This window comes from Billgrantia bachuensis (assembly GCF_011742165.1).
Classification (GTDB): Bacteria; Pseudomonadota; Gammaproteobacteria; order Pseudomonadales; family Halomonadaceae; genus Halomonas; species Halomonas bachuensis.
The window spans coordinates 23,498-50,245 of sequence record NZ_JAAQTO010000003.1; the positions used below are offsets into that span (position 1 = coordinate 23,498).

A 26,748-nucleotide genomic window follows, 5' to 3' on the forward strand; every position below is an offset into this window, starting at 1 on the left:
GATCTTGCAGTTAACCGTTGAGAACCGCGGCCAGTGCCGGCGGCCAAGGTATGGGTTTGAGACGCTGGGCATCCACACAGGCGATGTCGACCCGCGCCTCGCATAAGGGTTCCCCGCTACGCATCACCGACTGAGCGAATCTCAGCCGGCAGCGACCGCTCGATTCGACGGCCGCCGTGACCGAGAGATCGTCGTCGAGACGGGCGGGCTTGGCATAGCGACAATCCAATCGATGCACCACCAACTGGATGCCGGCGTCGAGCAGTTCGCGCTGGGTCAGGCCATGATGGCGCAGCCATTCACTGCGCGCCCGCTCCATGAACTTGAGGTAGTTGACGTAATAGACGATGCCACCGGCATCGGTATCCTCGATGTAGACCCTCAACGGCAGGCGGAACTCACTCACTGACGCACCTCGCCGGACGCATCCAGGGCCTGCTCGTGCGGCACCAGGCCGAAATGCTGCCAGGCCTGGCGGGTAACCACCCGGCCGCGAGCGGTACGCATCATCAGGCCCTGCTGGATCAGGTAGGGTTCGATCACGTCCTCGATGGTGTCGCGCTCCTCGCCGATTGCCGCCGCCAGCGAATCGATGCCGACCGGTCCGCCGTCGAACTTCTCGATCATCGCCAACAGCAGGCGGCGATCCATGTGGTCGAGGCCATGATGATCGACGTGCAGCATGTTCAGCGCCTGATCGGCTATGGCGGCATCCACCTTGCCGCTGGCGCGTACCTGAGCGTAGTCGCGCACCCGCCGCAACAGGCGGTTGGCGATACGCGGCGTACCCCGAGAACGTCGCGCCACCTCACGGGCTCCGTCGCGGTCCGCCTCGACGCCGAGTAGCCTGGCCGAGCGCGTCACGATCTCGGTGAGTTCCTCGATATCGTAGAACTCGAGGCGCTGGACGATACCGAAACGGTCACGTAGCGGCGAAGTGAGCAGGCCCGCACGGGTGGTAGCTCCCACCAGGGTAAAGGGAGGCAGGTCGAGCTTGATGGAACGCGCCGCCGGGCCTTCGCCGATGACGATGTCGAGCTGGAAGTCCTCCATGGCGGGATAGAGAATCTCTTCCACCACCGGCGAGAGGCGATGGATCTCGTCGATGAACAGCACGTCGCCCGGCTGCAGGTTGGTGAGCATGGCGGCTAGGTCGCCGGCGCGCTCGAGCACCGGACCCGAAGTGGACTTGAGTCCAACTCCCATCTCGGCGGCGATGATATTGGCCAAGGTGGTCTTGCCCAGCCCCGGCGGGCCGAACACCAGGGTATGATCGAGGCTCTCGTCGCGCCCTCTCGCAGCAGAGATGAAGATATCCAGTTGCTCGCGCACGCGCGGCTGACCGATGTACTCGGCTAGACGCTTGGGGCGAATCGCATAGTCGACGCGACTCTCGCCCTCGCGCTCGTCGGCGGCGATCAAGCGATCATCGTGCATCATGTCGAACACCCGTGACGCTCATGGAAATTTTGGATGGCCATCCCTCTATCACCGTTCAGACGACTCATAAAAGCAGGCGGAAGATCGTGCGCCATGTCGTACCCTAGCCGGCCATACGCTTGGTCAGGGCCGCCTTGATCATGGCCTCGGTCGAGAGGTTCTCGTCCAGCCCCGAGAGCATCTTGGCCGCCTCGGTGGGCTTGTAGCCCAGACTGACCAGCGCAGCTTCGGCATCGGCCAGCGGATCCTGACGCTCCTGGCCCGCGCTGGGAGCCGTCGCGGCACCGGCCAGGTCGGTCGCCCCCGGGTGCTCCCAGTGAGGAAAACGGTCGCGCATCTCGATGATCAGACGCTCGGCAGTCTTCTTGCCGACCCCGGGCAGGCGCGTCAACGACTTGGCGTCGTCCTCCATCACGCAGCGGATGAACGCCGTCTCGTCCATGCCCGAGAGAATGACCAGGGCCAGCTTGGGGCCGATACCGTTGACGCGAATCAGCGCGCGGAACAGCGCCCGCTCCTGTTCGCGAGCAAAGCCGAACAGCAGGTGGGCGTCCTCGCGCACGGTGAGATGCGTATAAAGTGAAACGGATTCCCCCACCCCGGGCAAGGCCACCAGAGTCGTCATCGAGGCTTCGAGTTCATAGCCGACCCCGGCCACGTCCACGACCAACCAGGGCGGTTGCTTATCGAGCAGGGTGCCACGCAGGCGTCCGATCATGGAGTTCAATATCCCGATCCGAAAACATCCAGGCTCAAGGCCTTCCTGGCGCCACTATACTGGTCGCTCAAGCGGCTGACCAGTCTATGGTAAACGGTGTTCGAGAATTAATCCGCCGAAGCTACGATGCGCATTCAGGGTTGGAAATCGCGCCACGAGCCTCCACGACGGCGGGAGCGATGCCCACCGAAACTGCCCTGGTTGAGCAAACCGAGCCTGGCGTGAGCGTGGGTCAGGGCAATGGCGAGCGCATCAGCGGCGTCGGCCTGGGGAGTTCCGTCGAGCCCCAGGATGGCGACTACCATGTGCTGCACCTGGATCTTCGTCGCCCCGCCGCTACCGGTCACCGCCTGCTTGATCTGGCGCGGCCCGTACTCGTTCACCGCCAGGCCGTGATTGGCGGCACAAACGATCGCCGTGCCGCGCGCCTGGCCCAGCTTGAGTGCGGAATCGGGGTTCTTGGACATGAACACTTGCTCGATGGCCATCTCCCCCGGGCGATACTGCGCAATCAGCTCGGCGATTCCGGCGTAGATGCGGGCCAGTCGTTGCGGCAGATCGACTTCCTGAAGGCGGATACAACCGCTGGCCACGTAGCGCGGATTGGGGGTGGCGACGTCGAGCACACCGTAGCCGGTAATGCGCGAACCGGGGTCGATGCCGAGGATCAGCATGACACGCGTTTCGGCGCAGAGGAAACTAGCAGAGACATGGCATGGTGTCCTTGGCTGCGTCGTAACACCGGCGCCACACGGGCGCCGGTTTCGTACATCGTTCTGCAGGCTGTCGTGCTCACTCCTGCCCTTCCACTTTGGCCTTCTGGCGCAGGCGGATATTGAGTTCGCGCAACTGCTCGCCGCTCACCTCGCCCGGTGCGTCGGTCATCAGGCAGGCCGCGCTCTGGGTCTTGGGGAAGGCGATCACCTCGCGGATGGTGCGTGAACCCGCCATCAGCATGACCAGGCGGTCGAGGCCGAAGGCCAGGCCACCATGGGGCGGCGCACCGTAGTGCAGGGCGTCGAGCAGGAAGCCGAACTTCTCGCGAGCCTCCTCTTCACCGATGCCGAGAATCTCGAACACGGTGCTCTGCATCTGCTGGTCGTGAATACGGATCGAGCCACCGCCGAGCTCGGTGCCGTTGAGCACCATGTCGTAGGCCCGCGAGAGCGCTGCGGCCGGGTTGGCCTTGAGCTCCTCGGGGCTGCACGAAGGCGAAGTGAACGGATGGTGCAGCGGGCTCAGGCGGCCATTGTCGTCGCTCTCGAACATGGGAAAGTCGACCACCCACAGCGGCGCCCAGTCACGGGTATAGAGGTTGAGGTCCTCGCCCAGCTTGACCCGCAATGCACCGAGGGCCTCGTTGACGACGTTGGTCTTGTCGGCACCGAAGAAGACGATATCGCCATCCTCGGCGCCGATGCGGTCGAGCAGCTCCTCGATCACGTTTTCCATGAATTTGACGATCGGCGACTGCAGTCCCTCGAGACCTTTGGCGCGCTCGTTGACCTTGATCCAGGCCAGACCCTTGGCACCGTAGATACCGACGAACTTGGTGTAGTCGTCGATCACCTTGCGCGACATGCTGGCCCCGCCCGGCACCTTGAGTGCCGCCACGCGGCCGTCGGCGGCGTTGGCTGGGCCGGAGAAGACCTGGAAATCTACCTGCTTCATCAGGTCGTCGACGTCGGCCAGCATCAGCGGAATGCGCAGGTCGGGCTTGTCGGAGCCGTAGCGATCCATGGCGTCGGCCCAGGTCATGCGCGGGAACTCGGGCAGTTCGACGTCGAGCACGTCCTGGAACAGCTCGCGAATCATGGTCTCGGTGACGCCCATGATGTCGCCTTCCTCGACGAAGGAGGCCTCGATGTCGATCTGGGTGAACTCCGGCTGACGGTCGGCGCGCAGGTCCTCGTCGCGGAAGCACTTGGCGATCTGGTAGTAGCGATCGAAGCCCGCCACCATCAATAGCTGCTTGAACAGCTGCGGCGACTGCGGCAGGGCGAAGAAGCTACCCGGATGGGTGCGGCTCGGCACCAGGTAATCGCGAGCACCCTCGGGCGTGGCGCGGGTCAGGATCGGCGTCTCGATGTCGAGAAACCCCTGCCCCTCCAGGAAGGCACGCACATGGTGCGAGATGCGCGAGCGCAGGCGCAGCTTCTCGATCATCTCGGGGCGGCGCAAATCGATGTAGCGGTGCTTGAGGCGCACCTCCTCGCCGACCTTGCCATGCTCGTCGAGCTGGAACGGCGGCGTGGCCGCCGTGTTCAGCACTTCGACGTCCTTGGCCAGCACTTCGATCATCCCGGTGGGCATCTTGGGGTTCTGTGTGCCCTCGGGGCGCAGCCGCACACGGCCGGAGACGCGCAGCACGAATTCGCTGCGAGCGCGGTCGGCAGTGGCAAAGGCCTCGGCGGTATCGGGGTCGACCACGACCTGGGCGATGCCGTCGCGATCGCGCATGTCGAGGAAGATCACGCCCCCGTGGTCACGGCGACGGTGAACCCAGCCGCACAGGGTGACCGTCTGGTCCACCAGGGTCTCGTTGAGCTGGCCGCAATAATGGCTGCGCATGTCGTATCCTGTTTCGTTAAGCGTTGTCAGTAAAAGTGTCGGTATCGGTCACGGTCAGGCCGCGGCGCCATCCTTCGCCGGCGCCTTGCTATCTCCGCCGCCGCTTCCCGAGTCGCCGGCCAGGTTCTTCTTGCTGCCGGACTTGAAGTCTGTTTCGTACCAGCCGCCACCGGCCAGACGGAAGCCCGCGGCGGAAACCAGGCGCCCGAGCGCCGGTGCTTCGCAGGCGGGACAGTCGGTCAGGGGGGCGGCGCTGAGCTTCTGGAGTTTCTCCAGGTGATGGCCGCAGGCCTTGCACTGATATTCATAGATGGGCATGGTTCAATTCACTCCTGATTCGACAGCGCGCAACCAACGGCGATATAGGGTCGAGCGGCGTACTTTCCAAGCCTGCCGTGAAAGCCCGATAGTATAACGTGCCTGACAAGGCCTGTCCCAGCCTTGCCGCGGCGAACCAACACAAGGAATCCAGCATGAAAGCCGTGATACTCGATGCCGCCAGCCTGGGCCCTGACGTCGATCTTGCTCCCATCCGCAGCCAGGTCGACACCCTCGAGGTCCATCAGGCCAGCACCACCGAGCAGAGTCGAGAACGCCTGGCGGGCGCCGAGGTCGCCATCGTCAACAAGGTGGTGCTGGACGCCGCCACCCTCGAATCCCTGCCCGAGCTCGAGCTGATCTGCGTGCTGGCCACGGGCACCAACAACATCGACATGGCAACGGCCGAGCGCCTGAACATTCCGGTACGCAACGTCACGGCCTACGGCACCGCCAGCGTGGCCCAGCACACGCTGATGCTGATCCTGGCCCTGGCCAACCGCTTGCCACTCTACCAGCGTGACGTGGCCGCCGGGCGCTGGAACGAAAGCCCCTTCTTCTGCCTGATGGACCACGCCACCCTGCAGCTCGAGGACAAGCACCTCGTCATCGTCGGCCAGGGCGAGCTGGGCAGCCGCGTGGCGGCCCTGGCCGAGGCCTTCGGCATGCGCGTGACTTTCGCTGCTCGCCCCGGCAACAAGGGCAACGACCGCCGCCCCGGCATCGCCGAGCTCGCCCCCGAGGCCGACGTGATCAGCCTGCACTGCCCGCTCACCGAGGCTACCCGCCACCTGGTCGACGCCGACCTGCTCGCCACGCTGAAGCCCGGCGCCCTGCTGGTGAACTGCGCCCGCGGCGGCATCATCGACGAGCAAGCGGCGCTTCTGGCCCTGCATGAAGGAAGGCTCGGCGGCCTGGGCGTCGACGTGCTGCCGGTGGAACCGCCGCGCGACGGCCATCCGCTGCTCGATGCCTTGTCCGAGCCGCTGAACCTGATCGTCACGCCGCACAGTGCCTGGATCACTCCCGAAGCGCGTCAGCGCATCGTCGCGCTCACTGCCGACAACCTGAGCGACTGGAAAGCCCAACGGACCGGAACCTGACCATGCTGCATAACCTGGGCTCGATCAATCTCGACCACTTCTATCGCGTGCCGCATCTGGTGCACCCCGGCGAGACGCTGGCCAGCCGCAGCTACCATGTCGGCCTTGGCGGCAAGGGCGCCAATCAATCATTGGCCATGGCCATGGCGGGCGGTCAGGTGTGCCACTGGGGCCGACTGGGCCGACAGGACGGCTGGGCCCGTGATCGACTGGCGCGCGCCGGTGTCGACGTCACCCATGTCGAGCTTGTCGACGAAGCCAGTGGACATGCCATCATCCAGGTGGATGATCGCGGCGAGAACGCCATCATCCTGCATCCCGGCGCCAACCACGGTTTCATCCGACGGCACCGCGAAGCCCTGTGCGATGCCGCCCGGCCCGGCGACTGGCTGCTGGTACAGAACGAGTGCAACGGCCTGCCCGAACTGCTCGAATGTGCGCGCAGCCAGGGCCTCGCCGTCGCCTTCAACCCCGCCCCGATGAGCGACACGGTCCTCGAGCTGCCGCTCGATGCCTGCGAGCTGCTGTTCGTCAACCGCGGCGAGGCCGCCTGGCTCACCGGCCTGCCCGAGGAGAGCGATGCCCAGGTGCTGCTCGAGGGTCTGCGCGAACGACGGCCGCAAACGGCGACAGTACTCACCCTGGGTAGTGAAGGAGCCTGGTACCAGTCGGGCGACGAGCGGCACTTCCAGCCTGCCCTGCCCGTCGAGCCGGCGGACACCACAGGGGCCGGTGACACCTTCATCGGCTACTTCATGGCAGCGGTGCAGGAGCAGCGCACCATTCACGACTGCCTGGCGCTTGCCGCCCATGCCGCGGCACTGGGCGTACAACGCCCCGGTGCCGCCGATAGCATTCCATCGCGCGACGAGGTCGAGCGGTATCTCACCCGACAATCCAGCACCTGACACACGAGGAGGCAACGTGTCGCATCCGATCATCTTCGATACCGACCCTGGCGTCGACGACGCCCAGGCCATCGCCATCGCCCTGCGCCACCCCGAGATCGAACTGCTGGGGCTGACCACCACCTACGGCAACGTCGACATCGAGACCGCTACTCACAACGCCCTGCTGCTGAGCGAGCTGGCCAGCCGTGACATACCGGTCGCTCAGGGCGCCGCCGGCCCCATGGTCAAGCCGCGTCATCCTGCACCCGCCCATATCCATGGCGCCAACGGACTGGGCAACATCGAGCTGCCCGATGTGAGAGGCAAGAAAGACCTGCGCAGCGCCGCGCAATTCATCGTCGATACGGTCAATGAACGCCCCGGCGAGATCACCCTGGTGGCGGTGGGGCCGGTAGGCAACCTGGCGGCTGCTCTGCAACTCGACCCTGGGCTCACCGAGAAGGTCAAGCGTGTGGTGATCATGGGTGGCTCGATACGTGAGGGCGGCAACGTGACGCCGGTGGCCGAGGCCAACATGTTCAACGACCCCCATGCCGCCCAGCGCGTACTCACCGCCGGCTGGCCGCTGGTCCTGGTAGGCCTCGACGTGACGCATCGCTGCGTACTGACACAAGAGCACATGCAGCGCATCGAAGCGGGCCAGGGCGAGCTGGGCAAGATCCTGGCCGGCAGTTACGCCTTCTACCGCGACTTCTACCGTGAATTCCTCGGCATCGACGGCTGCTGCCCCCACGACAGCTGCGCGCTGGCCTGGCTGCTACGCCCGGAGCTGTTCACCACCGCCCCGGGGCATCTATCGGTCGTCACCGACGGCATCGCCGAAGGCCAGACCCTGTTCGCTCCCGAGGGACGCGGCTTCATCCAGGAGCGCTGGTCGCAAACACCTCTGGCGGAGGTGTGCCTCGAAGTGGACGGAGAGGCCGTGGTGGAGTGGATCGCCGACACCCTGAGCTAAGGGGCTTCCCCGGCACTACAGGCAGACGAAACAATCCGGGTCGCGGCACTCGATCGATTCCAATTCGACGTGGGTGACCCGGGCATTGGGCGGGCCCTGCCACAGCCACGACGCCACCTGGTTGACCGCCTCGCCATTGCCACACAACAGCACCTCGACCTGACCGTCGGGCCGGTTCTTGGCGTGGCCGGTCAAGCCATGCTGGAGTGCCTGCTCCTGAACCGCCCGGCGATACCACACGCCCTGCACCTTGCCGGCCACCAGGGCCTTCACGCAGCGCTTGCTCATTCTTCCCTCCTCGCTCCGTCAGTTCGTGCTTGTCCTTTCAAGTCTGGCTTCTTACGTCAAACCTGGATAGTGCGCCGTATCAACGCACAAGACCATAAGCGGGATTCCAGCCGGCTGCCCATATGCTCTAATCTTGATAATAGGGATGCGGACTTGCCACAAGCAAAGATCGCCCCGGCGGACGCGGTGCCAACCACTGCGTTCCAGACCACAACAATGGATCCTCACGAGGGAGATAACGCCATGCGGGTCTACGACCACCCCGAGTTCGAGCATCACCAGCAGATCGTCTTCGGCAGCGATGAAGCCAGCGGGCTGCACGCCATCATTGCCATCCACGACACACGCCGGGGCCCCGCCCTGGGCGGCTTGCGCATCTATCCCTATGCCAGCGAAGACGATGCCCTGACCGACGTGTTGCGTCTTTCGCGCGGCATGACCTACAAGTCGGCCCTGGCCGACCTGCCCCTCGGCGGTGGCAAGGCGGTGATCATCGCCGATCCCCGGCGTGACAAGACACCCGCCATGCTGCGCGCAATGGGCCGGCTGGTGGAGTCGCTGGGTGGGCGCTACATCACCGCCGAGGACTCCGGCAGCGGCGAAGAGGACATGCGCCTCATTCGCCAGGAGACTCGTCACGTCAGCGGCCTGAGCCGCGGGGATGACTCCGGCGATCCCTCGCCTTTCACCGCCCATGGTGTGTTCTGTGCACTGAAGAGCGCCGTACGCCATCGCTTCGGTCGCGACGGGCTCGAGGGGCTGCGCGTGGCCATCCAGGGCGTTGGGCATGTCGGCGCACACCTGGCCCGCGAGCTACACGAGGCGGGCGCCAATCTGGTGCTGACCGACGTCGACCGCGACAGCCTGGGCATGCTGGTCGAGGAACTGGGGGCGCAGAGCGTGGCGCCCGAGGCAATTTTCGAGGCCGAGGTAGACGTCTTCTCGCCCTGCGCCATGGGCGCAGTGCTGACCGCGCAGGTGGCCGACCGGCTCAGGGCCAAGGTGATCTGCGGGGCGGCCAACAACCAATTGGCCACGCCCGACGTTGCGGCCCTGCTGCATGACCGCGGCATCCTCTATGCACCCGACTATGTGGCCAACGCCGGGGGCGTCATCGAAGTGGAAGCTCAACGCCACGACCGCTACGACCGCGATGCCGTGATGCGCCACGTGGAGCGAATCACGGCTACCATGGACGAGATCCTCACCCGTGCCAGAATCGAAGACAGGAACCCCGCGGAAATTGCCGACCAATTGGCCCGCGAGCGCCTTGCCATTTGAAGTGTGCCGTACCGGGCGCTAGCGCCCGGTACGATGCGATCACTCGGTGACCAGTTCGCGTTTGACGATGACGGCGCTGTTGCGTGGCACGATCTCCCGGCCCATCCCGACCAGGTAGCTGCGGGTGAAGGCGGCACCGAACAGCAGGATCAGGGAGCTGTAGTAGACCCACAACAGGATCATCACCACCGAGCCGGCGGCGCCATAGGTCGACGCGGTGGCGGTATAGGCCAGATAGGAGGCGATGGCACTGCGACCGATGGCAAACAGCAGTGCCGTGACCAGCGCTCCCAGCAACACGTCCCGCCAGCTCAGCACCACGTCGGGCAGTACTTTGAAGATGGTGGCGAACAAGGCTGCGATCACCGCCAAGGAAATCAGGAATTCTGCCCCGGCCGTCAATGGACCGACCAGCGGCGTGGCATCGCCGATGGCCTGCAGCATGGCACGCACCATCACGCCGACCAGTAACGACACGAGCAGAATGAAGCCGATGGCGAGCACCACCGCGAGCGACAACAGCCGCTGCTTGAGAAAGACCAGGATACTGTTGCGGCTGGGCTTGGCCGTTACACCCCAGATCATGTTGAGCGAGTACTGCATCTGGGCGAACACCGTGGTGGCCCCCACCAGCAGACCTCCAAACCCGAGCAGGGTCGGCACGAGGCCCGATTCCTCGATGCGCGACTGCGACACGGCCTGCTCGACTGCCTGCGCGGCATCCGTGCCCAGGGTGCCCTCGAGCTGCTCGACGATCTGGCCCTGGGCGGCATCCGCGCCGAATACCACGCCGATCACGGCGACGGCAATGATGACCGTCGGCGCAAGAGAGAAGAGGGTATAAAAAGCCAACGAGCCGGCATAACTGAAGGCATTCCTCTCCAACCACAGGCTGAACGCCTGCTGAACCGTATTCCACCAGAATTTCAGCGAGAGACTGCGCACGACACCTCCTCCATGGCAAGTTGCCTCCATTTTCAGCATACCCAATCGCAGTGCTTCTGTCGGCCAGCGGCTTGCATTGCAGCCCTGAACCGACCACGCCCATAATAGGCCCCCCGAGCCACCAGCGAAGGATGTGCCGATGAGCGATACCGATCATGATTTCGACTGTCTCGTATTCATCGGTCGTTTCCAGCCCCCGCACCTGGGGCACTTGGCTGTAATCAACGAGGCCCTGCGCCATGCGCGTCAGGTAATCGTGCTGGTGGGCTCGGCCTGGCAGGCGCGCTCGCTGCGTAATCCGTGGCGTTTCGATGAGCGCCAGGAACTGCTGCGCAGTTGCTTCGATGAGGAGGAGAACGCGCGGCTGGAGATCGTGCCGCTACTGGATGCGCTCTACAACGACGACGTCTGGGTACGTGACGTGCAGCGCAAGGTGCGGCAGATCGCCGGGCATCACCACGCCCGGCTACCACGCATCGGCCTGATCGGAGCCAGCCGCGGCCAGTCGAGCTACTACCTGTCGCTGTTTCCTCAATGGGAGTCCGTCAGCGTGCCGCTGGTCGACGGCATTTCGGCTAGCCAGATCCGCGAGCGGCTGTTTCGCTCCCCCTCCTCCACCGAGGATTACCTCAGTACCGGGGCAACCCACGACTTGCCCCCCGGCGTGTGCGAGGCGCTGCGTCGCTTCGCCGGCAGCGATGCCCACCAGCAACTGATGGAGGAGCAGAAGCTGCTCGAGCAGTATCGCCAGGCCTGGGTCAACGCGCCCTACCCGCCTATCTTCGTCACCGTCAACGCCGTGGTGGTGCAATCCGGCCACGTGCTGTTGGTACGCCGCACCGCAGCTCCCGGCAAGGGCCTGCTGGCACTGCCCGGCGGCTTCATCAACCCCCACGAGCGTCTGCTCGACGCCTGCTTGCGCGAATTGCGTGAACGGGTGCGGCTCAAGGTACCGGAACCGGTGCTGAAGGGCTCGCTGCGTGGCCAGCGACTATTCGACGAGCCCCACCGCAGCTGGCGCGGCCGCACCCTCGCGGAAGCCTTCTACTTCGCCCTGCGACCCGACCAGCAACTCCCCCAGCTCAAGCCCGTCAAGGGCGGCGATCATGCACGCTGGGTACCGCTGGCCGAACTCGAACCGGACAGCCTGTTCGAGGACCACTTCTTCATCATCCAGAATTTTCTCGGCCTGCCGGCCGATTTCGGCGGGATCTGATATCCAAGCCAGGGATCGATAAAACTTTTGTTTGGAAAAGAACGGGATTTCCGTCGCGAGCGAAGGCAGGCCGGTCACCGCCGGAGCGGAGCTACCGGAGTGTAGTGGCCTACATGAGGATAGCGACGAACCGCCGGGGGCCGGCCTGTCGAGCGCAGCAGGAAAGCCATACTTTTTCAGGCTTGGAGGAAGTCGCGCGGTAACTTCATCATCTGCCGCCACAGCTTCTCGACGCCCGGCTTGTGCACCAGCGAGCAGCGATAGAGACGGATCTCCAGCGGCACATCCCACTTCTCGCCGCCGGCTCGCACCAGCCTGCCGCTCTTGAGCTCTTCACGCACGCAGAAATCGGGAATCCAGGCCAGTCCGACTCCTTGCAGCACCATGCCCTTGAGCCCTTCGGCCATGGCGGTTTCATAGACGGTGCGCAAGCGCAACCGCAGCGGGTCGTTCTTGAGCAGCATGCGTACGCTGCGCCCGAGAAAGGCGCCCTGGGTATAGGACAGGTAGGGTATGGTGTCCTTGCTCTCGAGGCTGAAGCGCGGCTTGCCCTTGGGGTCGGGAAGGCTGACCGGCAGCATCTTGACCTGGCCGATGGAGAACGAGGGAAACACTTCGGCGTCCAACTGCATGGTGGCGTACGGGTCGTGGTAGGCCAGCATCAAGTCACAGTTGCCCTCGCGCAGCACGTGGATCGCCTCACCCACGTTCATGGCCACCAGGCGCGTCGGCAGCTCGCCCAACCCTTCCTGAAGCCGCGAGATCCACTCGGGGTAGAAGCTCAGCGCCAGAGAATGGGCGGCAACGATGTCCAGCGCCTCACGTGCCATGGACACGCCGCGCAGGTGGCCCAGACACTCGTTGAGCTGCTCCACCAGATTACGCGCCGTGATCAGAAAGAGCTGCCCTTCGGGCGTGAGATTGATCGGTGTCGTGGAACGATCGACGAGGGTCACTCCCACCGCTTGTTCGAGCGCCCGAATACGACGACTGAAGGCGGGCTGGGTGACATGACGCTGCCGGGCGGAGGCAGAGAAGCTGCGGGTATTGGCCAGGGCCACGAAATCTTCCAGCCACTTTGTCTCGAGGTTCACCGGGACTCCCGCTGACAGCAATAGAGCGAATAAAAAAGCGTTCTTTGGCGTTGCCTAATTTACCCCAGCTGCCCGTCGAACCCAAGTGACTTCGCCGCCTACTGGATCGGTGCAGTGAGATAGGCGGCACGCGACACGAGCTTTCGCCATAGCGGACGACGCTGCAGCTCGTCATAGCTGATCTGGCGACAGACGGCGAAGTCGCGCTCGAGCATCTGGCATACCTCTGCCGCAAAGTGCCGATCGGGAATGAAGGCGGTGATCTCGAAGTTGAGGCGGAACGAGCGGTTGTCGAGGTTGACCGTGCCGACGGCCGCTGCGCTATCGTCGATCAGGATCACCTTCTGGTGCAGGAAACCCGGCTGGTAACGATAGACCTTGATACCTGCCCGCACCATGTCGGGCAGGAACGAAAAGGCCGAGATATAGATCAGCAGATGATCGGGATGTTCGGGCATCATGATCCGTACGTCGACCCCGCGCATGGCGGCCAGGCGCAGGGCGTCCTGCACACCCTGATCGGGAACGAAATACGGGCTGGTGACCCACAACCGTTCGCGGGCGCTGTGGATGGCCTGTTGCACCATCAGGCTGGCAGTCTCCTGTCGATCCGCGGGCCCCGACGGCACGATGACCACATTCTGGCACTCTTCGCAGGTCACCTGCGGCTCCCAGCACAGATTGATGACTTCGCCGGTAGCCCAATGCCAATCCTCCCAGAAGGCCTCCTGCAACCCCAACACACTGGGACCGGTGAGTTTCAGATGGGTATCGCGCCACGGGCCATGGCGGGGGTGCTGCCCAAGGTACTCGACCCCGACGTTGAAGCCGCCGAGCCAACCTTCACAACCGTCGACCACCAGGATCTTGCGGTGGTTGCGAAAGTTGAGCTGGAAGCGGTGCTTGAACCCTCGGGACGAACGAAACGGGTTCACCTCTACCCCGGCGTCGGCGAGCTCGCGCAGATAGCCCTCGGCAAGCTTGCGACTGCCGACCTCGTCGAACAGGAAGTAGACCCGTACGCCACGCCGCACGGCACGCAGCAGATGCTCCTTCAATTGCTGACCCAGAGCATCGTGGCGCACGATGAAGAACTGCACCAGCACGTACTCGCGCGCAGCATCGATGCCGGCGAAGATACTGTCGAACGTGGCTTTGCCATCGATCAGCAACTCCGCATGATTGCCGCTGGTCAGCGGCATCATGGCCAGCCGCTCCACCGCCTTCACGTCGGGATTGTGGGCATCGGCCAGGTAGGGCTCGAGACGGACACGGTAGTCGGAGAGAATACGCCGCAGCACGGAGTCGCGTTCGCCACGAGCCGAGACATAACCGTAAAAGCGCGGCCGTCCGAAAATCCAGTACGCAGGGACCGCCAGGTAGGGAATGGCAACCAAAGAGATGATCCAGGCCACGGCCCCCTGTGAGGTCCGGCTGGAGAGCAGCGCCAGGATCGCCGAGAGAAAGCCCAACAGATGAACCACGAAGATGGCCAAGCCGAACAGCCAGGATGCCATGATCTCTCCCTGAAAAAACAGCAAGCTGCAGCATACCCCAGACGAGAGCGACCCCGCCAGAAGGCGAGGCCGCGGGTATCGAGATCAGGCGAGGAGAGATCAGGCGCGCTCGGCGATGATCTCCTTCCACTTGGCCGGGCCGGTCTGGTGCACCGAGGTGCCTTGGCTGTCGACCGCTACGGTGACCGGCATGTCCTCCACTTCGAACTCGTAGATCGCTTCCATGCCCAGGTCGGCGAAGCCCACCACGCGTGACTTCTTGATTGCCTGCGCCACCAGGTAGGCCGAGCCGCCCACCGCCATCAGGTAGACCGCCTTGTTGTCGCGGATTGCCTCGATGGCCGCCGGGCCCCGCTCGGCCTTGCCCACCATGCCCAGCAGACCGGTCTCTTCCAGCATGGTGCGCGTGAACTTGTCCATGCGCGTAGCGGTGGTCGGGCCAGCCGGGCCAACCACCTCGTCGCGCACGGGATCCACCGGCCCCACGTAGTAAATGAAGCGGCCCTTCAGATCGACCGGCAGCTGCTCGCCCTTGGCGATCATGTCGACCATGCGCTTGTGGGCGGCATCACGGCCGGTGAGCAGCTTGCCGTTGAGCAGCAGGGTGTCGCCCGGCTGCCATGTCTGCACTTCCGCCGGTGTTACGCTATCGAGATCGACGCGCTTGACGTTGTCACCCATCTCGCGAGTGATTTCCGGCCAATCCTCGAGCTTGGGTGCCGGCAACGCCGCAGGGCCGGAGCCGTCCAGGGTGAAGTGGGCATGCCGCGTGGCGGCGCAGTTGGGGATGATCGCCACCGGCTTGTTGGCGGCGTGGGTCGGGTAATCCTTGACCTTGATGTCGAGCACGGTGGTCAAGCCACCCAGGCCCTGGGCACCGATCCCGCTCTTGTTGACCCTGTCGAACAGCTCCAGGCGCAGCTCCTCGGCACGATTCGAGGCCCCACGGGCTTGCAACTCCTGAATGTCGATGGGATCGAGCAGTGCCTCCTTGGCGATCTCCATGGCCTTTTCGGCAGTACCGCCGATGCCGATGCCGAGCATTCCGGGCGGGCACCAACCGGCCCCCATCTTGGGCAGTTGCTCCATCACCCAGTCGGCAACGCTATCGGAGGGGTTGAGCATGGCGAACTTGCTCTTGGCCTCGCTGCCGCCGCCCTTGGCCGCCACATGCACCTCGACGGTATCGCCCGGTACCAACTTGTGGTGGATCACCGCCGGCGTGTTGTCACCGGTATTCTTGCGCTTGCCGTCCGGGTCGGCCAGCACCGAGGCCCGCAGTATGTTGTCCGGCAATTGGTAGGCACGGCGCACGCCCTCGTTGATCATGTCATCGAGGCTCATGTCGGCTTCGAAGCGTACGTTCATGCCCACATGCACGAAGACGGTGACGATGCCGGTATCCTGGCAGATGGGACGATGCCCCATGGCACACATGCGCGAATTGATCAGGATCTGGGCGATGGCATCCTTTGCCGCCGGGTTCTCCTCCCGCTCGTACGCCGCCGCCATGGCGTCGATGAAATCCTTGGGGTGGTAATAAGAGATGTACTGCAGGGCGTCGGCGACGCTCTGGATCAGATCGTCCTGGCGGATCACGGTCATGTGCAAGGAACTCCTCGGCAGTGTCGGCATGCCCGCTTCTGGATTCGCAGAGCGAAGCGGCGGGCTCGAACGGTGGCGAATTATACCGTATCGGGTCCTGCCCGACAGGGTTGTGCCGCCAAGGTCGAATGAGTGGTAGTGCGGGCACGAAAGATAACGGTATAAACTCACCCAACATCAACCTGCCTGGCAGCACGGACAACGATACAGCCGGCGCGAGGCGACGTTCTCCCGCGTTATCAAACTGCCGCAATCATGGCACGGCAAGCCATCGCGCTCGTAAACGGCGAAGCGACACAATCGACGGCTTTCGCCTCGCCGGCGCGCGGCTGCAGCCCACTCGTCGCGATTGGTCACGCCCGCCGGGTCACGTCGAGAATTGCACGCGCCAGCAGCGCCAGGCGCTCCTCCCCCAGCTCTGCGGGCTTAACGCTGGGTGAGGCACCGGCGAAGAACAGGATCTCGGATCGCAGGTAATTACCGATGCCGGCGAAGAGTGCCTGATCGAGCAATAGCCCGCCTAGGCGGCGACGCGCGAAACGCGGCTCGGCCAGGCGCGCCATGACCTGCTCCGGCGTGACCCCATGGGTCAACAGATCGGGGCCGAGCCGGGAAAGGAATGGATGCTCATCGAGCCTGTCGGCCGGCCACAGCGAGACATCCGAGGCGCTGTAGAGACTGGCCGAGCGCCCTTCCGCGGTGAGTCGCACCCGCAGCGAACGTTGGGTGTCCGGCTCACGCTCGGCGTCATGTAGCTTCCAGATGCCGTAGAGCTGATTATGAGAGTAGAGCACGCGACCGTCGTCGAAGCGGGTCAGCATTGCCTTGCCCCAGCTGTCGACCGCCGTGACCTCACGCCCCACCAGCGAAACGGCCTCGGCGGCCAGCTCGGGGAAGGCGAACCACACGGCTTCCAGCCGCCTGCCGGCGAGTTGCTCGTGCAGGCGGTCGGCGGCACGGCGAATCTCGGGGCCTTCAGGCATGCAGGGTTCCTTCTACCCCAGCGCCAACTGACGCTCCTTGAGTTCATGCAACCGGTCGCGCAGTCGCGCCGCTTCCTCGAACTCCAGGTTCTGGGCCGCCTCGAACATGGCGTCCTCGACCCGCGAGACCTCCTTGACCAGGTCCATCGGCGACAACTCGGAGAGGTCGTAGATCGCTGCCCCTTCGGCCACCTTGCGCTCGCCGCGCCGACCCTTGCCCTTGCGCCCCGGCGCCTGGGCCGCCTCCATGATGTCGGCCACCGAGCGGGTGACGGTGGTCGGCGTGATGCCGTGCTTCTCGTTGTGAGCGACCTGCTTGGCCCGGCGCCGCTCGGTCTCGTCGATGGCGCGGCGCATGGAGTCGGTGACCCGGTCGGCGTAGAGAATCGCCTTGCCGTGGGCGTTGCGCGCCGCCCGGCCGATGGTCTGGATCAGCGAGCGCTCGTTGCGCAGGAAGCCCTCCTTGTCGGCATCGAGAATCGCCACCAGCGAAACCTCGGGAATGTCGAGGCCCTCGCGCAGCAGGTTGATGCCCACCAGCACGTCGAACTTGCCCAGGCGCAGGTCGCGAATGATCTCCACCCGCTCCACGGTGTCGATATCGGAGTGCAGGTAGCGCACCCGCACGTCGTGCTCGTCGAAGTATTCGGTAAGGTCCTCCGCCATGCGCTTGGTCAGGGTGGTGACGAGCACTCGCTCCCCCACCCCGGCACGCAGGCGAATCTCGGAGAGCAGGTCGTCGACCTGGGTCGAGGCCGGACGCACCTCGATCTCGGGATCGACCAGCCCCGTGGGCCGTACCACCTGCTCTACCACCTGCCCGGCGTGCGCGGCCTCGTAGGGGCCGGGCGTCGCCGAGACGAATATCGTCTGAGGACAGATACTTTCCCACTCCTCGAAGGTCATCGGGCGGTTGTCCAATGCCGATGGCAGGCGGAAGCCGTACTCGACCAGCGTCTCCTTGCGCGAACGGTCGCCCTTGTACATACCGCCCACCTGGGGAACGCTGACGTGGGACTCGTCGATGAACAGCAGGGCATCGTCGGGCAGGTAATCGAAGAATGTGGGCGGCGGTTCACCGGGGTTGCGCCCGGAGAGGTAGCGCGAGTAGTTCTCGATACCGTTGCAGTAGCCCAGTTCGTTCATCATTTCGAGATCGTAGAGAGTGCGCTGCTCGAGCCGCTGGGCCTCCACCAGCCGATCGTTCCTGCGTAGCCACTCCAGGCGCTCGACCAGCTCGGCCTTGATCCGCTCGGCAGCCGAGATGATCGTCTCCCGCGGCGTCACGTAGTGACTCTTGGGGTAGATGGTCATGCGCGGCACGTGGCCGCGCACCTCGCCGGTGAGCGGATCGAACAAGCGGATCGAGTCGATCTCGTCGCCGAACAACTCGACCCGCACCGCCTCCTCGTCGGAATCCGCCGGGTAGATGTCGATCACGTCGCCGCGCACGCGGTAGGTACCACGCTTGAAGTCCATGTCGTTGCGCGTGTACTGCAATTCCGCCAGGCGGCGCAGGAACGAGCGCTGGTCGATCAGCTCGCCGCGGGTGAAGTGCAGGCGCATCTTCAGGTACTGGTCGGGATCGCCGAGACCGTAGATCGCCGAGACCGAGACCACGATCAGCGCATCGCGCCTCTCGAGTAGCGCCTTGGTCGCCGACAGCCGCATCTGCTCGATGTGGTCATTGATCGAAGCATCCTTCTCGATGAAGGTGTCCGACGAAGGTACGTAGGCTTCCGGCTGGTAGTAGTCGTAGTAGGAGACAAAATATTCGATGGCGTTATCGGGAAAGAACGACTTGAACTCGCCGTAGAGCTGCGCTGCCAGCGTCTTGTTGGGCGCCATGACGATGGTCGGCCGCTGCAGCCGCTCGACCACGTTGGCCATGGTGAAGGTCTTGCCCGACCCGGTCACGCCGAGCAGCGTCTGGTGGGCCAGCCCGGACTCGAGCCCGCTGATCAGGCTCTCTATCGCGGCAGGCTGGTCACCGGCGGGCTCGAAATTGGCATTGAGGCGAAACGGCTTGCTCATGGCGACTCCAGACGAGCTACAGGCGCCATACGGCGCCTGGGCGGAACGTACCGATAGCGGAAAAATAGTATAAGACCGATTCCCGGCCTACGCTTCGGCAACAGTGGCGGTACGCGTGGTGACCTCCACGGTGGCGCTGGTCATCAGGCGGTGAATGGGACACTTGTGGCTGATCTCCTCGAGCCGGGCCCGCTGCGCCTCGTCCTCGATGCCGTGGAAAGTCATCACCACTTCGAGTCGGTAAGTGCCCTTGCGTTCCTCGCTGTCGTCGCGATTGACCCTGACGCTGATTCCCTCGAGCGGCCACTGCTTGCGCTGGGCGTACATCTGCGCGGTGATGGCCTTGCAGGCGCCGAGGGAAAGATCGAAGTAGTCGTGCGGGTCCGGTGCACTGCCCTCACCGCCGAAGGTCTTGGGCACGTCGACGTGAAGATCCTCGAAGCCCGCTATCCGGACCCGCTGACGAAAGACACTGCTGCGCTCGCTGACGATCTCGATGGTCTTGTTCATGAGGATTCCGCTGGTTTACTTGACGTCGATGGGGAGCTTGAGGGCCTGGACGGCACGAATCAGCGCCTCGCGGCTGACTCGCCCCTCCACGTCCGCCCCATGGCGACCCACTTCGGCGCTCTCCACGCCATCCACCATCATCAGGGCCGTGGTGATGCGGTTGACCTGATCGGCGCTTTCCACGCCGCTGAAACTGAGCGACTGCTGTGGCATGCATGACTCCCTGGGCATGGAACAAGGAAAAACCAAGTCTAGCATGGCCCTGTGGGGGCGACACCGCTTGCAATCGGTCGCTTGCGCCCGCATACCTGACTACAGTATTTCCCCACGACGACCCGGAGCCAGACAGGCATGAGCGATTGGACAACCGCCCTGGGAGGGCGACGCGTGAGCGATGAACGGGTGGCATTCGATACGCCCGAGCCCGCCCGTCAGGCCAAGGAGCGCACCGTAGTCACTCCTCTCGTTCACTTTGGCGTACTCGACGTGACCGGGCCCGGTGCCAGCAAGCTGCTGCAAGGCCAGACCAGTGCCCAGGTCGATCTCGCCGATGGCGACTACGCCCCGTTGACCTGCTTCTGCAGCGCCAAGGGGCGCATGCTGGCCAACGCCCAGCTATTGCGAATCGACACTGAGCGTTACCGCTTGATCCTGCATCGCGGCCTGCTGGAGCCGCTGCGTGACCACCTCAAGAAGTTTGCTCCATTCTACAAGAGCGAGCTTTCCATTCGGGACGACCTGGCGCTGCTGGGGCTGACCGGCAAGGAAGCCCACGCTCTGGCAGAGGTACACTTCGACGTTACGCCGCCCGCGCTGTGGCATCAGGTCGGCGACGAAGAGTTTCAGCTACTGGCCCATCCCGGCCCGCAGCAACGGCTGCTGGCCTGCCTGCCGCTGACCCGGGCCGAAGCGATTGCCAGCCGGCTCGCCGAGCAGGCACTCCTGGTCGGCAATGCCGTGTGGTGCCTGCAGGACATTCAAGCCGGGCTCGCCTGGCTCACCCCCGCCCATCAGGATGCCCTGCTGCCGCAGATGATCAATTGGGAGGCGCTGGGCGGTGTCAGTTTCAAGAAGGGCTGCTACACCGGCCAGGAAGTCGTGGCACGTGCGCACTTTCGCGGCCAGGTGAAGAAGCGCCTGGCGCGGGCCCAGCTCGAAGGCGACCGCCTGCCCGAGCTGGGTACGGCGGTGGTCGACGAGAACGGCAAGAGCCAAGGCGAGGTCGTGGCTGCGGAACTCGACGCCTATGGCCAGGTCGAGGTGCTGGCCGTACTCTCCACCAAGGAGGAAATCGGACCGCTGAGCGTAGACGGCCAGGCCGTCAAGCTATTGAAGCTGCCCTACCCCATCGAACGCCTCGATCCGGAGAGCCTGGCGCAGGCGGCCGGCTGAAGCGGCTCGAAGCCCTTAGTCGATGCCGAACACGCGTTTCGCGGTCGCCGTGCTCTGTGCGGCGATCGCCTCGGAGCTCTCCCCCCGCAGTTTCGCCACCGTCTCGCATACCTGGGCGATACGTGCCGGCTCGTTGCGCTGCCCCTGGTGGCCACACAGTGGCATATCGGGGCTATCGGTCTCCAGCACGAAGCCGTCCTCGGGCAGGCTTTTCACCGCGCGCCATAGACGCTGGGCGCGCTCGTAGGTGACCGCGCCGCCCAGCCCCACTACGAAACCGAGGTCGAGGAACTTCCACGCCTGGTCCGGCGAACCGGCGAAGGCGTGAATCAGCCCTCCCGCCGGCAGGTCGAGCTGACGCAGTCGCTGGGAGACCTTGTCGTTGGCGTGCACGCAATGGATCACCACCGGCAGCCGGCGCGACTTGGCCAGACGCAGTTGAGCGTTGAAAAGCTCCCACTGGTCGTCCAAGGTCTCCTCGAAGCGAGCGTCGATGCCGCACTCGCCCAGCGCCTTCACCTCGTCGTGCTCGTCGAGCATGCGGGCCAAGGCCTCGACATCGCCGCGGCCGTGCTCATGCATGAAATAGGGGTGCAGGCCGAGGCTGACGTGAACGTCGCTACGCTCGCCCAGCGCCAGCACCGCCGGCCAGCGCTCGCGGGTGGTGCCAGGCACCATGAACAGGTCTACGCCGGCTGCCCGGGCGCGCTCGAACATCGCCCCGCGGTCGTCGTCGAAGGCTTCGAAATCCAGGTGGCAGTGAGCGTCTATCAACATCCGTGTCGTGCTCCCTTGCGTGGCAGCGGCCACGCCGTCGAATCACTCGGCTTCGGGCTGGGGTGCAGGCAACTGCGAGGTACAGGCCGGACAGCGGGTGGCCGGGATGGGAATCTTGCTAAGACAGTACGGGCAATCCTTGACCGTGGGCGCCGCTGCCGGCTCGGGGCGATAGGCAAGGTTCTTGAGCCGGTTGATATTGCGAATCAGCAGGAAAGTGGCGAAGGCCACGATCACGAACGACAGCAGCGCATTGAGGAACAGACCGTAATTGAGAGTCACCGCCCCGGCCGCCTGGGCCTGTTCCAGGGTGTGGTAGATCTCGTCGCCAGGGCCGTCGCGCAGTACAAGAAACTGGTTGGTGAAGTTCATTCCGCCCGTCGCCAGACCGATCAACGGAGTAAAGACATCCTTCACCAGGCTGTTGACGATGGAGGTGAAAGCGGCACCGATGATAATGCCCACCGCCATATCGACGACATTGCCCTTGACCGCGAATTCGCGGAACTCCTTCAGCATCTTCGATGCCATCTCCCCCCTCCTCCTTCAACTCCGCAACATGCCCGGCGTGCCCGCGTCAGTGCTCGCGAGTGGCGGCGAAGCGAATCTCCGGCCAGCGCTCCTGGGTCATCTGCAGGTTGACCCTCGTGGGAGCAATGTAGGTCAGGTAGCCGCCGCCATCCAGCGCCAGGTTGGCGCTCGCCTTGCGCTTGAACTCATCGAGCTTCTTGGCATCGTCGCAATAGATCCAGCGCGCGGTCTGCACGTTGACCGGCTCATAGACGCAGTCGACCTTGTACTCTTCCTTGAGGCGATGGGCGACCAGATCGAACTGCAGCGTGCCCACGGCACCAAGGATCAGGTCGTTGTTGTCCAGCGGCTGGAACAGCTGCGTGGCGCCCTCCTCGGAGAGCTGCTGCAAGCCCTTCTGCAGCGCCTTGAGCTTGAGCGGGTCCTTCAGTTGCACGCGCTTGAACAGCTCCGGGGCGAAGTGCGGGATACCGGTGAAGCGCATGTCCTCACCCATGGTGAAGGTATCGCCGATCTGGATGGTGCCGTGGTTGTGCAGGCCGATGATATCGCCGGGCCAGGCCTCCTCGACGTGAGCCCGGTCGGAGGCCATGAAGGTCAGGGCATCGGCAATCTTGACGTCCTTGCCGAGGCGCACGTGGCGCATCTTCATGTTCTTCTCGTACTTGCCCGAGCAGACCCGCAGGAAGGCAATACGATCGCGATGCTTGGGGTCCATGTTGGCCTGGATCTTGAACACGAAACCGGTGAAGCGCGAATCCTCGGCCTCGACGCTGCGCGCATCGGTCTCCCGCGGCTGGGGCGGCGGCGCATACTCGACGAATCCGTCGAGCATCTCGCGCACGCCGAAGTTACCCATGGCGGTACCGAAGTAGACTGGAGTCAGTTCGCCGCGAAGATAGGCGTCGAGGTCGAACTCATGCGAGGCGCCACGCACCAGTTCCACCTCCATGCGCAACTCCTCGGCCTGCTCCGCACCGAGCACCTTGTCGACCTCGGGATTGTCGAGCCCCTCGATGCGCTTGTCGTCGGGGATGCGGCTGCCCTGGCCCTGGGTATAGAGGTGGATCACGTCGTTGTAGAGGTGATACACCCCCTTGAAGTGGCGCCCCATGCCGATCGGCCAGGTCATCGGCGCACACTCGATGTTCAGCACCGTCTCGACCTCGTCCATCACCTCGATGGGATCGCGAATGTCGCGGTCCATCTTGTTGATGAAGGTGAGGATCGGCGTGGTGCGCAGGCGGCACACTTCCATCAGCTTGATCGTGCGCGCCTCGACGCCCTTGGCACCGTCGATCACCATCAATGCCGAGTCCACCGCCGTCAGCGTGCGGTAGGTATCCTCGGAGAAGTCCTCGTGCCCCGGAGTGTCGAGCAGGTTGACGATACGCCCGCCGTAGGGGAACTGCATCACCGAGGTGGTCACCGAGATGCCCCGTTCCTGCTCCATCTTCATCCAGTCGGAGGTGGCGTGGCGGTCGTTACGCTTGCTCTTCACCGAGCCGGCGAGCTGGATGGCGTTTCCGAACAGCAGCATCTTCTCGGTGATGGTGGTCTTGCCCGCATCGGGGTGCGAGATAATGGCAAAGGTTCTGCGCAGCCCGACTTCCCGGGCCAGATCGGCATCAGACATCAGTCTCGAATTCGTCGTATGGCACCCATGCGGGTGCGTGAGTGTGGAATGGCACGCATTCTACGGCTTTGCCCCGCACAGTTGTAGGGCAGCGGCGAGAAAGGGCACGAGACGGTATCATGGCGACACGCTCGCTCCTGGAGATGTCATGCCTACCGCCCTTCCTCTGCCGCTATCGACCCCCAGCCGCAACCTGGTTCGCCTGACCATCGTGCGTGGCATCACCTGGACCGGTTTCCTGGCGGCGGTCATCGTCGGGATCGAACTGCTTCACTTCGAACTCGAGGTTACCGCGGTAATCGGCGTCATCGTCGGCATGGGGCTGGTCAATCTCTTCACCTGGTGGCGGCTCGGCCGCCAATGGGCGGTCAACCATATCGAATACGTGATTCACCTGCTCGTCGACGTGTTCGGCCTGACGCTACTCTTCTACCTCACCGGCGGCGCCACCAACCCGTTCATCAACTACTACCTGGTACCGGTCACCATTGCCGCCGCCACCCTGCCCTGGCGCTACGCCTGGATCGTTGCCGTCTCCGCCATGGCGTCCTACACCTTGTTGATGGGGGACTACCATCCGGTCCCGCAGTTGACCCACGATCAAGGCAACGAGGTGCTCAACCTGCATGTGCTGGGCATGTGGATCAACTTCGGCCTCTCGGCCGGGCTGGTGACCTTCTTCATCTACAAGATGGCCCATGCCCTGCGCAGCCGGGAGCGAGCCCTTTCCCAGACCCGCGAGTCGGCGCTGCGTAACGAGCAGATCGTCGCCGTGGCCACCCAGGCCGCCGGTACTGCACATGAACTGGGCACGCCCCTGTCGACCATGGCGGTCCTGCTCAGCGAAATGCGCCAGGACGCTCGCAACAATCCCGAGCTGCTCGAGGACATCGAACTGCTGCGGCGCCAGGTCGACATATGCAAGTCGCGGCTGCGTAACCTGGTCGAGAGTGCCGACCGGCGGCGCATGGCCGAGCCGGAAGTCCGCGATGCCCGCGACTGGCTGCAGGGCGTGGTGCAGCGCTGGCTGGTGCTGCGCCCCGACGTCAGCCATCGCCTCGAGATCGCCAATCAGCGCGGCACCCCCTGGCTCAAGGTCGACACGACCCTCGATCAGGCAATTACCAACCTGCTCAACAACGCAGCCGATGCCAACCCCGACGACATCAATATCGGCCTGGACTGGAACGCTCAGGATGTGGTGATCGACATCCGCGATCACGGCCCCGGGGTCACCCTGGACATCGCCGACCAACTGGGCGAAACCTTCGTCTCGACCAAAAGCAAGGGGCTCGGCATCGGGCTGTTCCTGACCCATGCCACGATCAACCGCTTCGGCGGCGGCGTGAGCCTGTATAATCATCCGGACGGGGGGACGCTGACCGAAGTGATCCTGCCGCACAGTGAGCCCTGAGCGACGCGACGAGGTTGCCATGCAAGACGCCGATACCCGCCTGTTGATCATCGATGACGACGAAATGTTCTGCCATGTGCTTTCTCGCGCCATGGCCAGACGCGGCTACGAAGTGCTGGTGGCGAATGACGCGGAGCAGGCTCTGTCGCTGGCTCGACGTCACCGACCGGAACTGGCCACTCTCGATCTCAAGCTGGAGCACAGCTCGGGGCTGAAGCTGCTGCCGGAGCTGCTCGAGGTGGTACCGAACTGTCGCATCGTGGTGCTGACCGGCTACTCGAGCATTGCCACCGCCGTCGAAGCGATCAAGCTCGGTGCCGTCAATTACCTGTGCAAGCCCGCCGACGCGGAGGAGATCCTGGTGGCGCTGGGCCGCGAAGAGGGCAATCCGGAAGCCGAGGTGGCCGACAACCCACCGTCGATCAACCGCATCGCCTGGGAGCATATCCAGAAGGTGCTACAGGAGCACGACGGCAACATCTCCGCCACCGCCCGTGCCCTGGGCATGCATCGCCGCACCCTTCAGCGCAAGCTGCAGAAGCGACCGGTGCGGCGCTGATCAGAGACGCAAGAAGGAAGATTGAAGAGAGAAGAAGGGATGGAGTTCTTTCTTCCCTCTTCCAGGTGCGTAGCGCCGCTCTGCCCTCTTCGAGCGGCGTAGCCGCGTCTTATTGTGCCGTCCAGCCCAAGTCTATATTCCAGCTCGAGCCGGTGACCGCTCCCGCCGCATCGGACGCCAGGTAGGCCACCAGCCCCGACACCTCCTCAGGGTCGATCAGTCGCTTGACCGCGGCGTTCTTGAGCATGATCTGCTCCACCACGTCCTGTTCGTTCATGCCGTGCAGCCGGGCCTGGTCGGCGATCTGGTTCTCCACCAGCGGTGTCTTGACGTAGGCCGGACAGATGGCATTGGCGGTGATTCCCTGGGGGCCGCCCTCCAGCGCCGCCGTCTTGGTCAGCCCGATCATGCCGTGCTTGGCGCTGATGTAGGCCGACTTACCCGGCGAGGCGACCTGGGCGTGCACCGAGGCGATGTTGACGATCCGCCCCCAGCCATTCTGGCGCATCGAGGGCCACGCCGCCTGGGTCAGAAGGAAAGGCGCCGTCAGCATCAGCTCGATGATCTGGCGCCATTTGGCCTCGGGAAAATCCTCGATCGGCGACACGTGCTGGATGCCGGCATTGTTGACCAGGATATCGACCCGGCCAAAGCGTTTGATGGCCTCCGCCACGGCGGCCTTGCATGCCTCTCCGTCGGTGAGATCGGCCTGGAAGAACGCCGCGCCGACGTCATCGGCCTTCTCCTTGGCCTGGGCGTTGAAATCGACGGCCAGCACCTGATGACCGAGTTCGCGAAACTGGCGTACCACCGCCTCACCGATACCGCTGGCGGTTCCCGTCACCAGGGCGACACGTGGCACGGGGGTCGTTGCGTTGGGCATGGGTAAATCCTTCTACACGACGTTGGGAAAAGAGTGCTTCCAGCATAAGCCCGAGGTGGCAATCAGA

The 26,748-nt window shown here is 64.2% G+C and carries 26 protein-coding genes and 1 pseudogene; 8 read left to right on the plus strand and 19 right to left on the minus strand.

Going from position 1 to position 26,748, the window contains the following annotated elements:
• Window positions 1-10: 10 nt before the first annotated feature.
• The 6 genes from ybgC to HBJ55_RS01060 form a co-directional block, all read right to left on the minus strand.
• Complete coding sequence (gene ybgC, locus HBJ55_RS01035) at window positions 11-406, minus strand: tol-pal system-associated acyl-CoA thioesterase (RefSeq protein WP_167110165.1); 396 nt, start codon at window positions 404-406, stop codon at window positions 11-13.
• A complete protein-coding gene (gene ruvB, locus HBJ55_RS01040) occupies window positions 403-1,440 on the minus strand; it encodes a Holliday junction branch migration DNA helicase RuvB (RefSeq protein ID WP_167110167.1) in 1,038 nt (345 codons plus the stop codon). The genes ybgC and ruvB overlap by 4 nt, the downstream gene beginning before the upstream one ends.
• Window positions 1,441-1,543: 103 nt before the next feature.
• Window positions 1,544-2,158 (minus strand): Holliday junction branch migration protein RuvA, encoded by a 615-nt coding sequence (ruvA, locus tag HBJ55_RS01045; RefSeq protein ID WP_167110170.1) that lies wholly within the window; start codon window positions 2,156-2,158, stop codon window positions 1,544-1,546.
• Window positions 2,159-2,292: 134 nt separating this feature from the next.
• A complete protein-coding gene (gene ruvC / locus HBJ55_RS01050) occupies window positions 2,293-2,832 on the minus strand; it encodes a crossover junction endodeoxyribonuclease RuvC (RefSeq protein WP_167110172.1) in 540 nt (179 codons plus the stop codon).
• A 118-nt stretch (window positions 2,833-2,950) separates the two neighbouring features.
• Complete coding sequence (gene aspS / locus HBJ55_RS01055) at window positions 2,951-4,729, minus strand: aspartate--tRNA ligase (RefSeq protein WP_167110174.1); 1,779 nt, start codon at window positions 4,727-4,729, stop codon at window positions 2,951-2,953.
• 54 nt (window positions 4,730-4,783) lie between these two features.
• Window positions 4,784-5,047 carry an FmdB family zinc ribbon protein gene (locus HBJ55_RS01060; RefSeq protein WP_167110176.1) on the minus strand — a complete coding sequence of 88 codons (264 nt, stop codon included), beginning with the start codon at window positions 5,045-5,047 and terminating at the stop codon, window positions 4,784-4,786.
• A 155-nt stretch (window positions 5,048-5,202) separates the two neighbouring features.
• Between HBJ55_RS01060 and HBJ55_RS01065 the strand changes: the two genes are divergently transcribed.
• The 3 genes from HBJ55_RS01065 to HBJ55_RS01075 are packed head-to-tail and all read left to right on the plus strand — an operon-like array spanning window position 5,203 to window position 8,016.
• Window positions 5,203-6,150, plus strand: coding sequence for a D-2-hydroxyacid dehydrogenase (locus tag HBJ55_RS01065; protein ID WP_167110178.1), 948 nt, complete (start codon window positions 5,203-5,205; stop codon window positions 6,148-6,150).
• A 2-nt stretch (window positions 6,151-6,152) separates the two neighbouring features.
• Complete coding sequence (locus HBJ55_RS01070; RefSeq protein WP_167110180.1) at window positions 6,153-7,058, plus strand: ribokinase; 906 nt, start codon at window positions 6,153-6,155, stop codon at window positions 7,056-7,058.
• Window positions 7,059-7,074: 16 nt separating this feature from the next.
• The gene (locus HBJ55_RS01075; protein WP_167110182.1) at window positions 7,075-8,016 is read left to right on the plus strand and encodes a nucleoside hydrolase; all 942 of its coding nucleotides are present in this window, start codon (window positions 7,075-7,077) and stop codon (window positions 8,014-8,016) included.
• 15 nt (window positions 8,017-8,031) lie between these two features.
• On the opposite strand, the gene HBJ55_RS01080 is transcribed toward HBJ55_RS01075, so the two are convergent.
• Window positions 8,032-8,304, minus strand: coding sequence for an acylphosphatase (locus tag HBJ55_RS01080; protein WP_167110184.1), 273 nt, complete (start codon window positions 8,302-8,304; stop codon window positions 8,032-8,034).
• A gap of 243 nt (window positions 8,305-8,547) precedes the next feature.
• Between HBJ55_RS01080 and HBJ55_RS01085 the strand changes: the two genes are divergently transcribed.
• Window positions 8,548-9,585, plus strand: coding sequence for a Glu/Leu/Phe/Val family dehydrogenase (locus HBJ55_RS01085; protein ID WP_167110185.1), 1,038 nt, complete (start codon window positions 8,548-8,550; stop codon window positions 9,583-9,585).
• 39 nt (window positions 9,586-9,624) lie between these two features.
• Here the strand turns inward: HBJ55_RS01085 and HBJ55_RS01090 are convergent, their stop codons facing one another.
• Window positions 9,625-10,560 carry a YihY/virulence factor BrkB family protein gene (locus tag HBJ55_RS01090; RefSeq protein ID WP_422674161.1) on the minus strand — a complete coding sequence of 312 codons (936 nt, stop codon included), beginning with the start codon at window positions 10,558-10,560 and terminating at the stop codon, window positions 9,625-9,627.
• 109 nt (window positions 10,561-10,669) lie between these two features.
• Here HBJ55_RS01090 and HBJ55_RS01095 point away from each other — a divergent pair, with 109 nt between their 5' ends.
• Window positions 10,670-11,746, plus strand: a complete 1,077-nt coding sequence (locus HBJ55_RS01095) for a bifunctional nicotinamide-nucleotide adenylyltransferase/Nudix hydroxylase (protein ID WP_167110189.1) — start codon at window positions 10,670-10,672, stop codon at window positions 11,744-11,746.
• 176 nt (window positions 11,747-11,922) lie between these two features.
• On the opposite strand, the gene HBJ55_RS01100 is transcribed toward HBJ55_RS01095, so the two are convergent.
• From HBJ55_RS01100 to HBJ55_RS01130, 7 genes and pseudogenes are all read right to left on the minus strand, one after another.
• On the minus strand, window positions 11,923-12,840 hold the full coding sequence (locus HBJ55_RS01100) for a LysR substrate-binding domain-containing protein (RefSeq protein ID WP_167110191.1): 918 nt from the start codon (window positions 12,838-12,840) through the stop codon (window positions 11,923-11,925).
• Window positions 12,841-12,938: 98 nt separating this feature from the next.
• Window positions 12,939-14,357, minus strand: coding sequence for a cardiolipin synthase (gene cls / locus HBJ55_RS01105; protein WP_167110193.1), 1,419 nt, complete (start codon window positions 14,355-14,357; stop codon window positions 12,939-12,941).
• Between the two features lie 99 nt (window positions 14,358-14,456).
• Window positions 14,457-15,962, minus strand: coding sequence for a fumarate hydratase (locus tag HBJ55_RS01110; protein ID WP_167110195.1), 1,506 nt, complete (start codon window positions 15,960-15,962; stop codon window positions 14,457-14,459).
• A 177-nt stretch (window positions 15,963-16,139) separates the two neighbouring features.
• Window positions 16,140-16,945 (minus strand): annotated as a pseudogene (gene nei / locus HBJ55_RS01115) (endonuclease VIII).
• Window positions 16,946-16,957: 12 nt separating this feature from the next.
• Entirely contained in the window at window positions 16,958-18,979 is a 2,022-nt protein-coding gene (gene uvrB / locus HBJ55_RS01120; protein WP_167110197.1) for an excinuclease ABC subunit UvrB, read from the minus strand.
• Between the two features lie 87 nt (window positions 18,980-19,066).
• The gene (locus HBJ55_RS01125) at window positions 19,067-19,489 is read right to left on the minus strand and encodes an OsmC family protein (protein ID WP_167110199.1); all 423 of its coding nucleotides are present in this window, start codon (window positions 19,487-19,489) and stop codon (window positions 19,067-19,069) included.
• A gap of 15 nt (window positions 19,490-19,504) precedes the next feature.
• On the minus strand, window positions 19,505-19,702 hold the full coding sequence (locus HBJ55_RS01130; RefSeq protein ID WP_167110201.1) for a hypothetical protein: 198 nt from the start codon (window positions 19,700-19,702) through the stop codon (window positions 19,505-19,507).
• Between the two features lie 138 nt (window positions 19,703-19,840).
• On the opposite strand from HBJ55_RS01130, the gene ygfZ reads away from it, so the two are divergent.
• Window positions 19,841-20,881, plus strand: a complete 1,041-nt coding sequence (gene ygfZ, locus HBJ55_RS01135; RefSeq protein WP_167110203.1) for a CAF17-like 4Fe-4S cluster assembly/insertion protein YgfZ — start codon at window positions 19,841-19,843, stop codon at window positions 20,879-20,881.
• Window positions 20,882-20,896: 15 nt separating this feature from the next.
• Here ygfZ and HBJ55_RS01140 read toward each other — a convergent pair whose 3' ends face one another.
• From HBJ55_RS01140 to HBJ55_RS01150, 3 genes are read right to left on the minus strand one after another with little or no spacing between them, the layout of a single operon-like run.
• Entirely contained in the window at window positions 20,897-21,658 is a 762-nt protein-coding gene (locus HBJ55_RS01140; protein ID WP_167110205.1) for a TatD family hydrolase, read from the minus strand.
• 42 nt (window positions 21,659-21,700) lie between these two features.
• Window positions 21,701-22,189 (minus strand): large conductance mechanosensitive channel protein MscL, encoded by a 489-nt coding sequence (gene mscL / locus HBJ55_RS01145; protein WP_206022129.1) that lies wholly within the window; start codon window positions 22,187-22,189, stop codon window positions 21,701-21,703.
• Between the two features lie 46 nt (window positions 22,190-22,235).
• Complete coding sequence (locus tag HBJ55_RS01150; RefSeq protein ID WP_167110207.1) at window positions 22,236-23,825, minus strand: peptide chain release factor 3; 1,590 nt, start codon at window positions 23,823-23,825, stop codon at window positions 22,236-22,238.
• A gap of 148 nt (window positions 23,826-23,973) precedes the next feature.
• Here HBJ55_RS01150 and HBJ55_RS01155 point away from each other — a divergent pair, with 148 nt between their 5' ends.
• Entirely contained in the window at window positions 23,974-25,239 is a 1,266-nt protein-coding gene (locus HBJ55_RS01155) for an ATP-binding protein (protein ID WP_167110209.1), read from the plus strand.
• A gap of 19 nt (window positions 25,240-25,258) precedes the next feature.
• Window positions 25,259-25,798, plus strand: coding sequence for a response regulator transcription factor (locus tag HBJ55_RS01160; protein ID WP_167110212.1), 540 nt, complete (start codon window positions 25,259-25,261; stop codon window positions 25,796-25,798).
• Between the two features lie 109 nt (window positions 25,799-25,907).
• On the opposite strand, the gene HBJ55_RS01165 is transcribed toward HBJ55_RS01160, so the two are convergent.
• Entirely contained in the window at window positions 25,908-26,681 is a 774-nt protein-coding gene (locus HBJ55_RS01165) for a 3-hydroxybutyrate dehydrogenase (RefSeq protein ID WP_167110214.1), read from the minus strand.
• Between the last annotated feature and the right edge of the window lie 67 nt (window positions 26,682-26,748).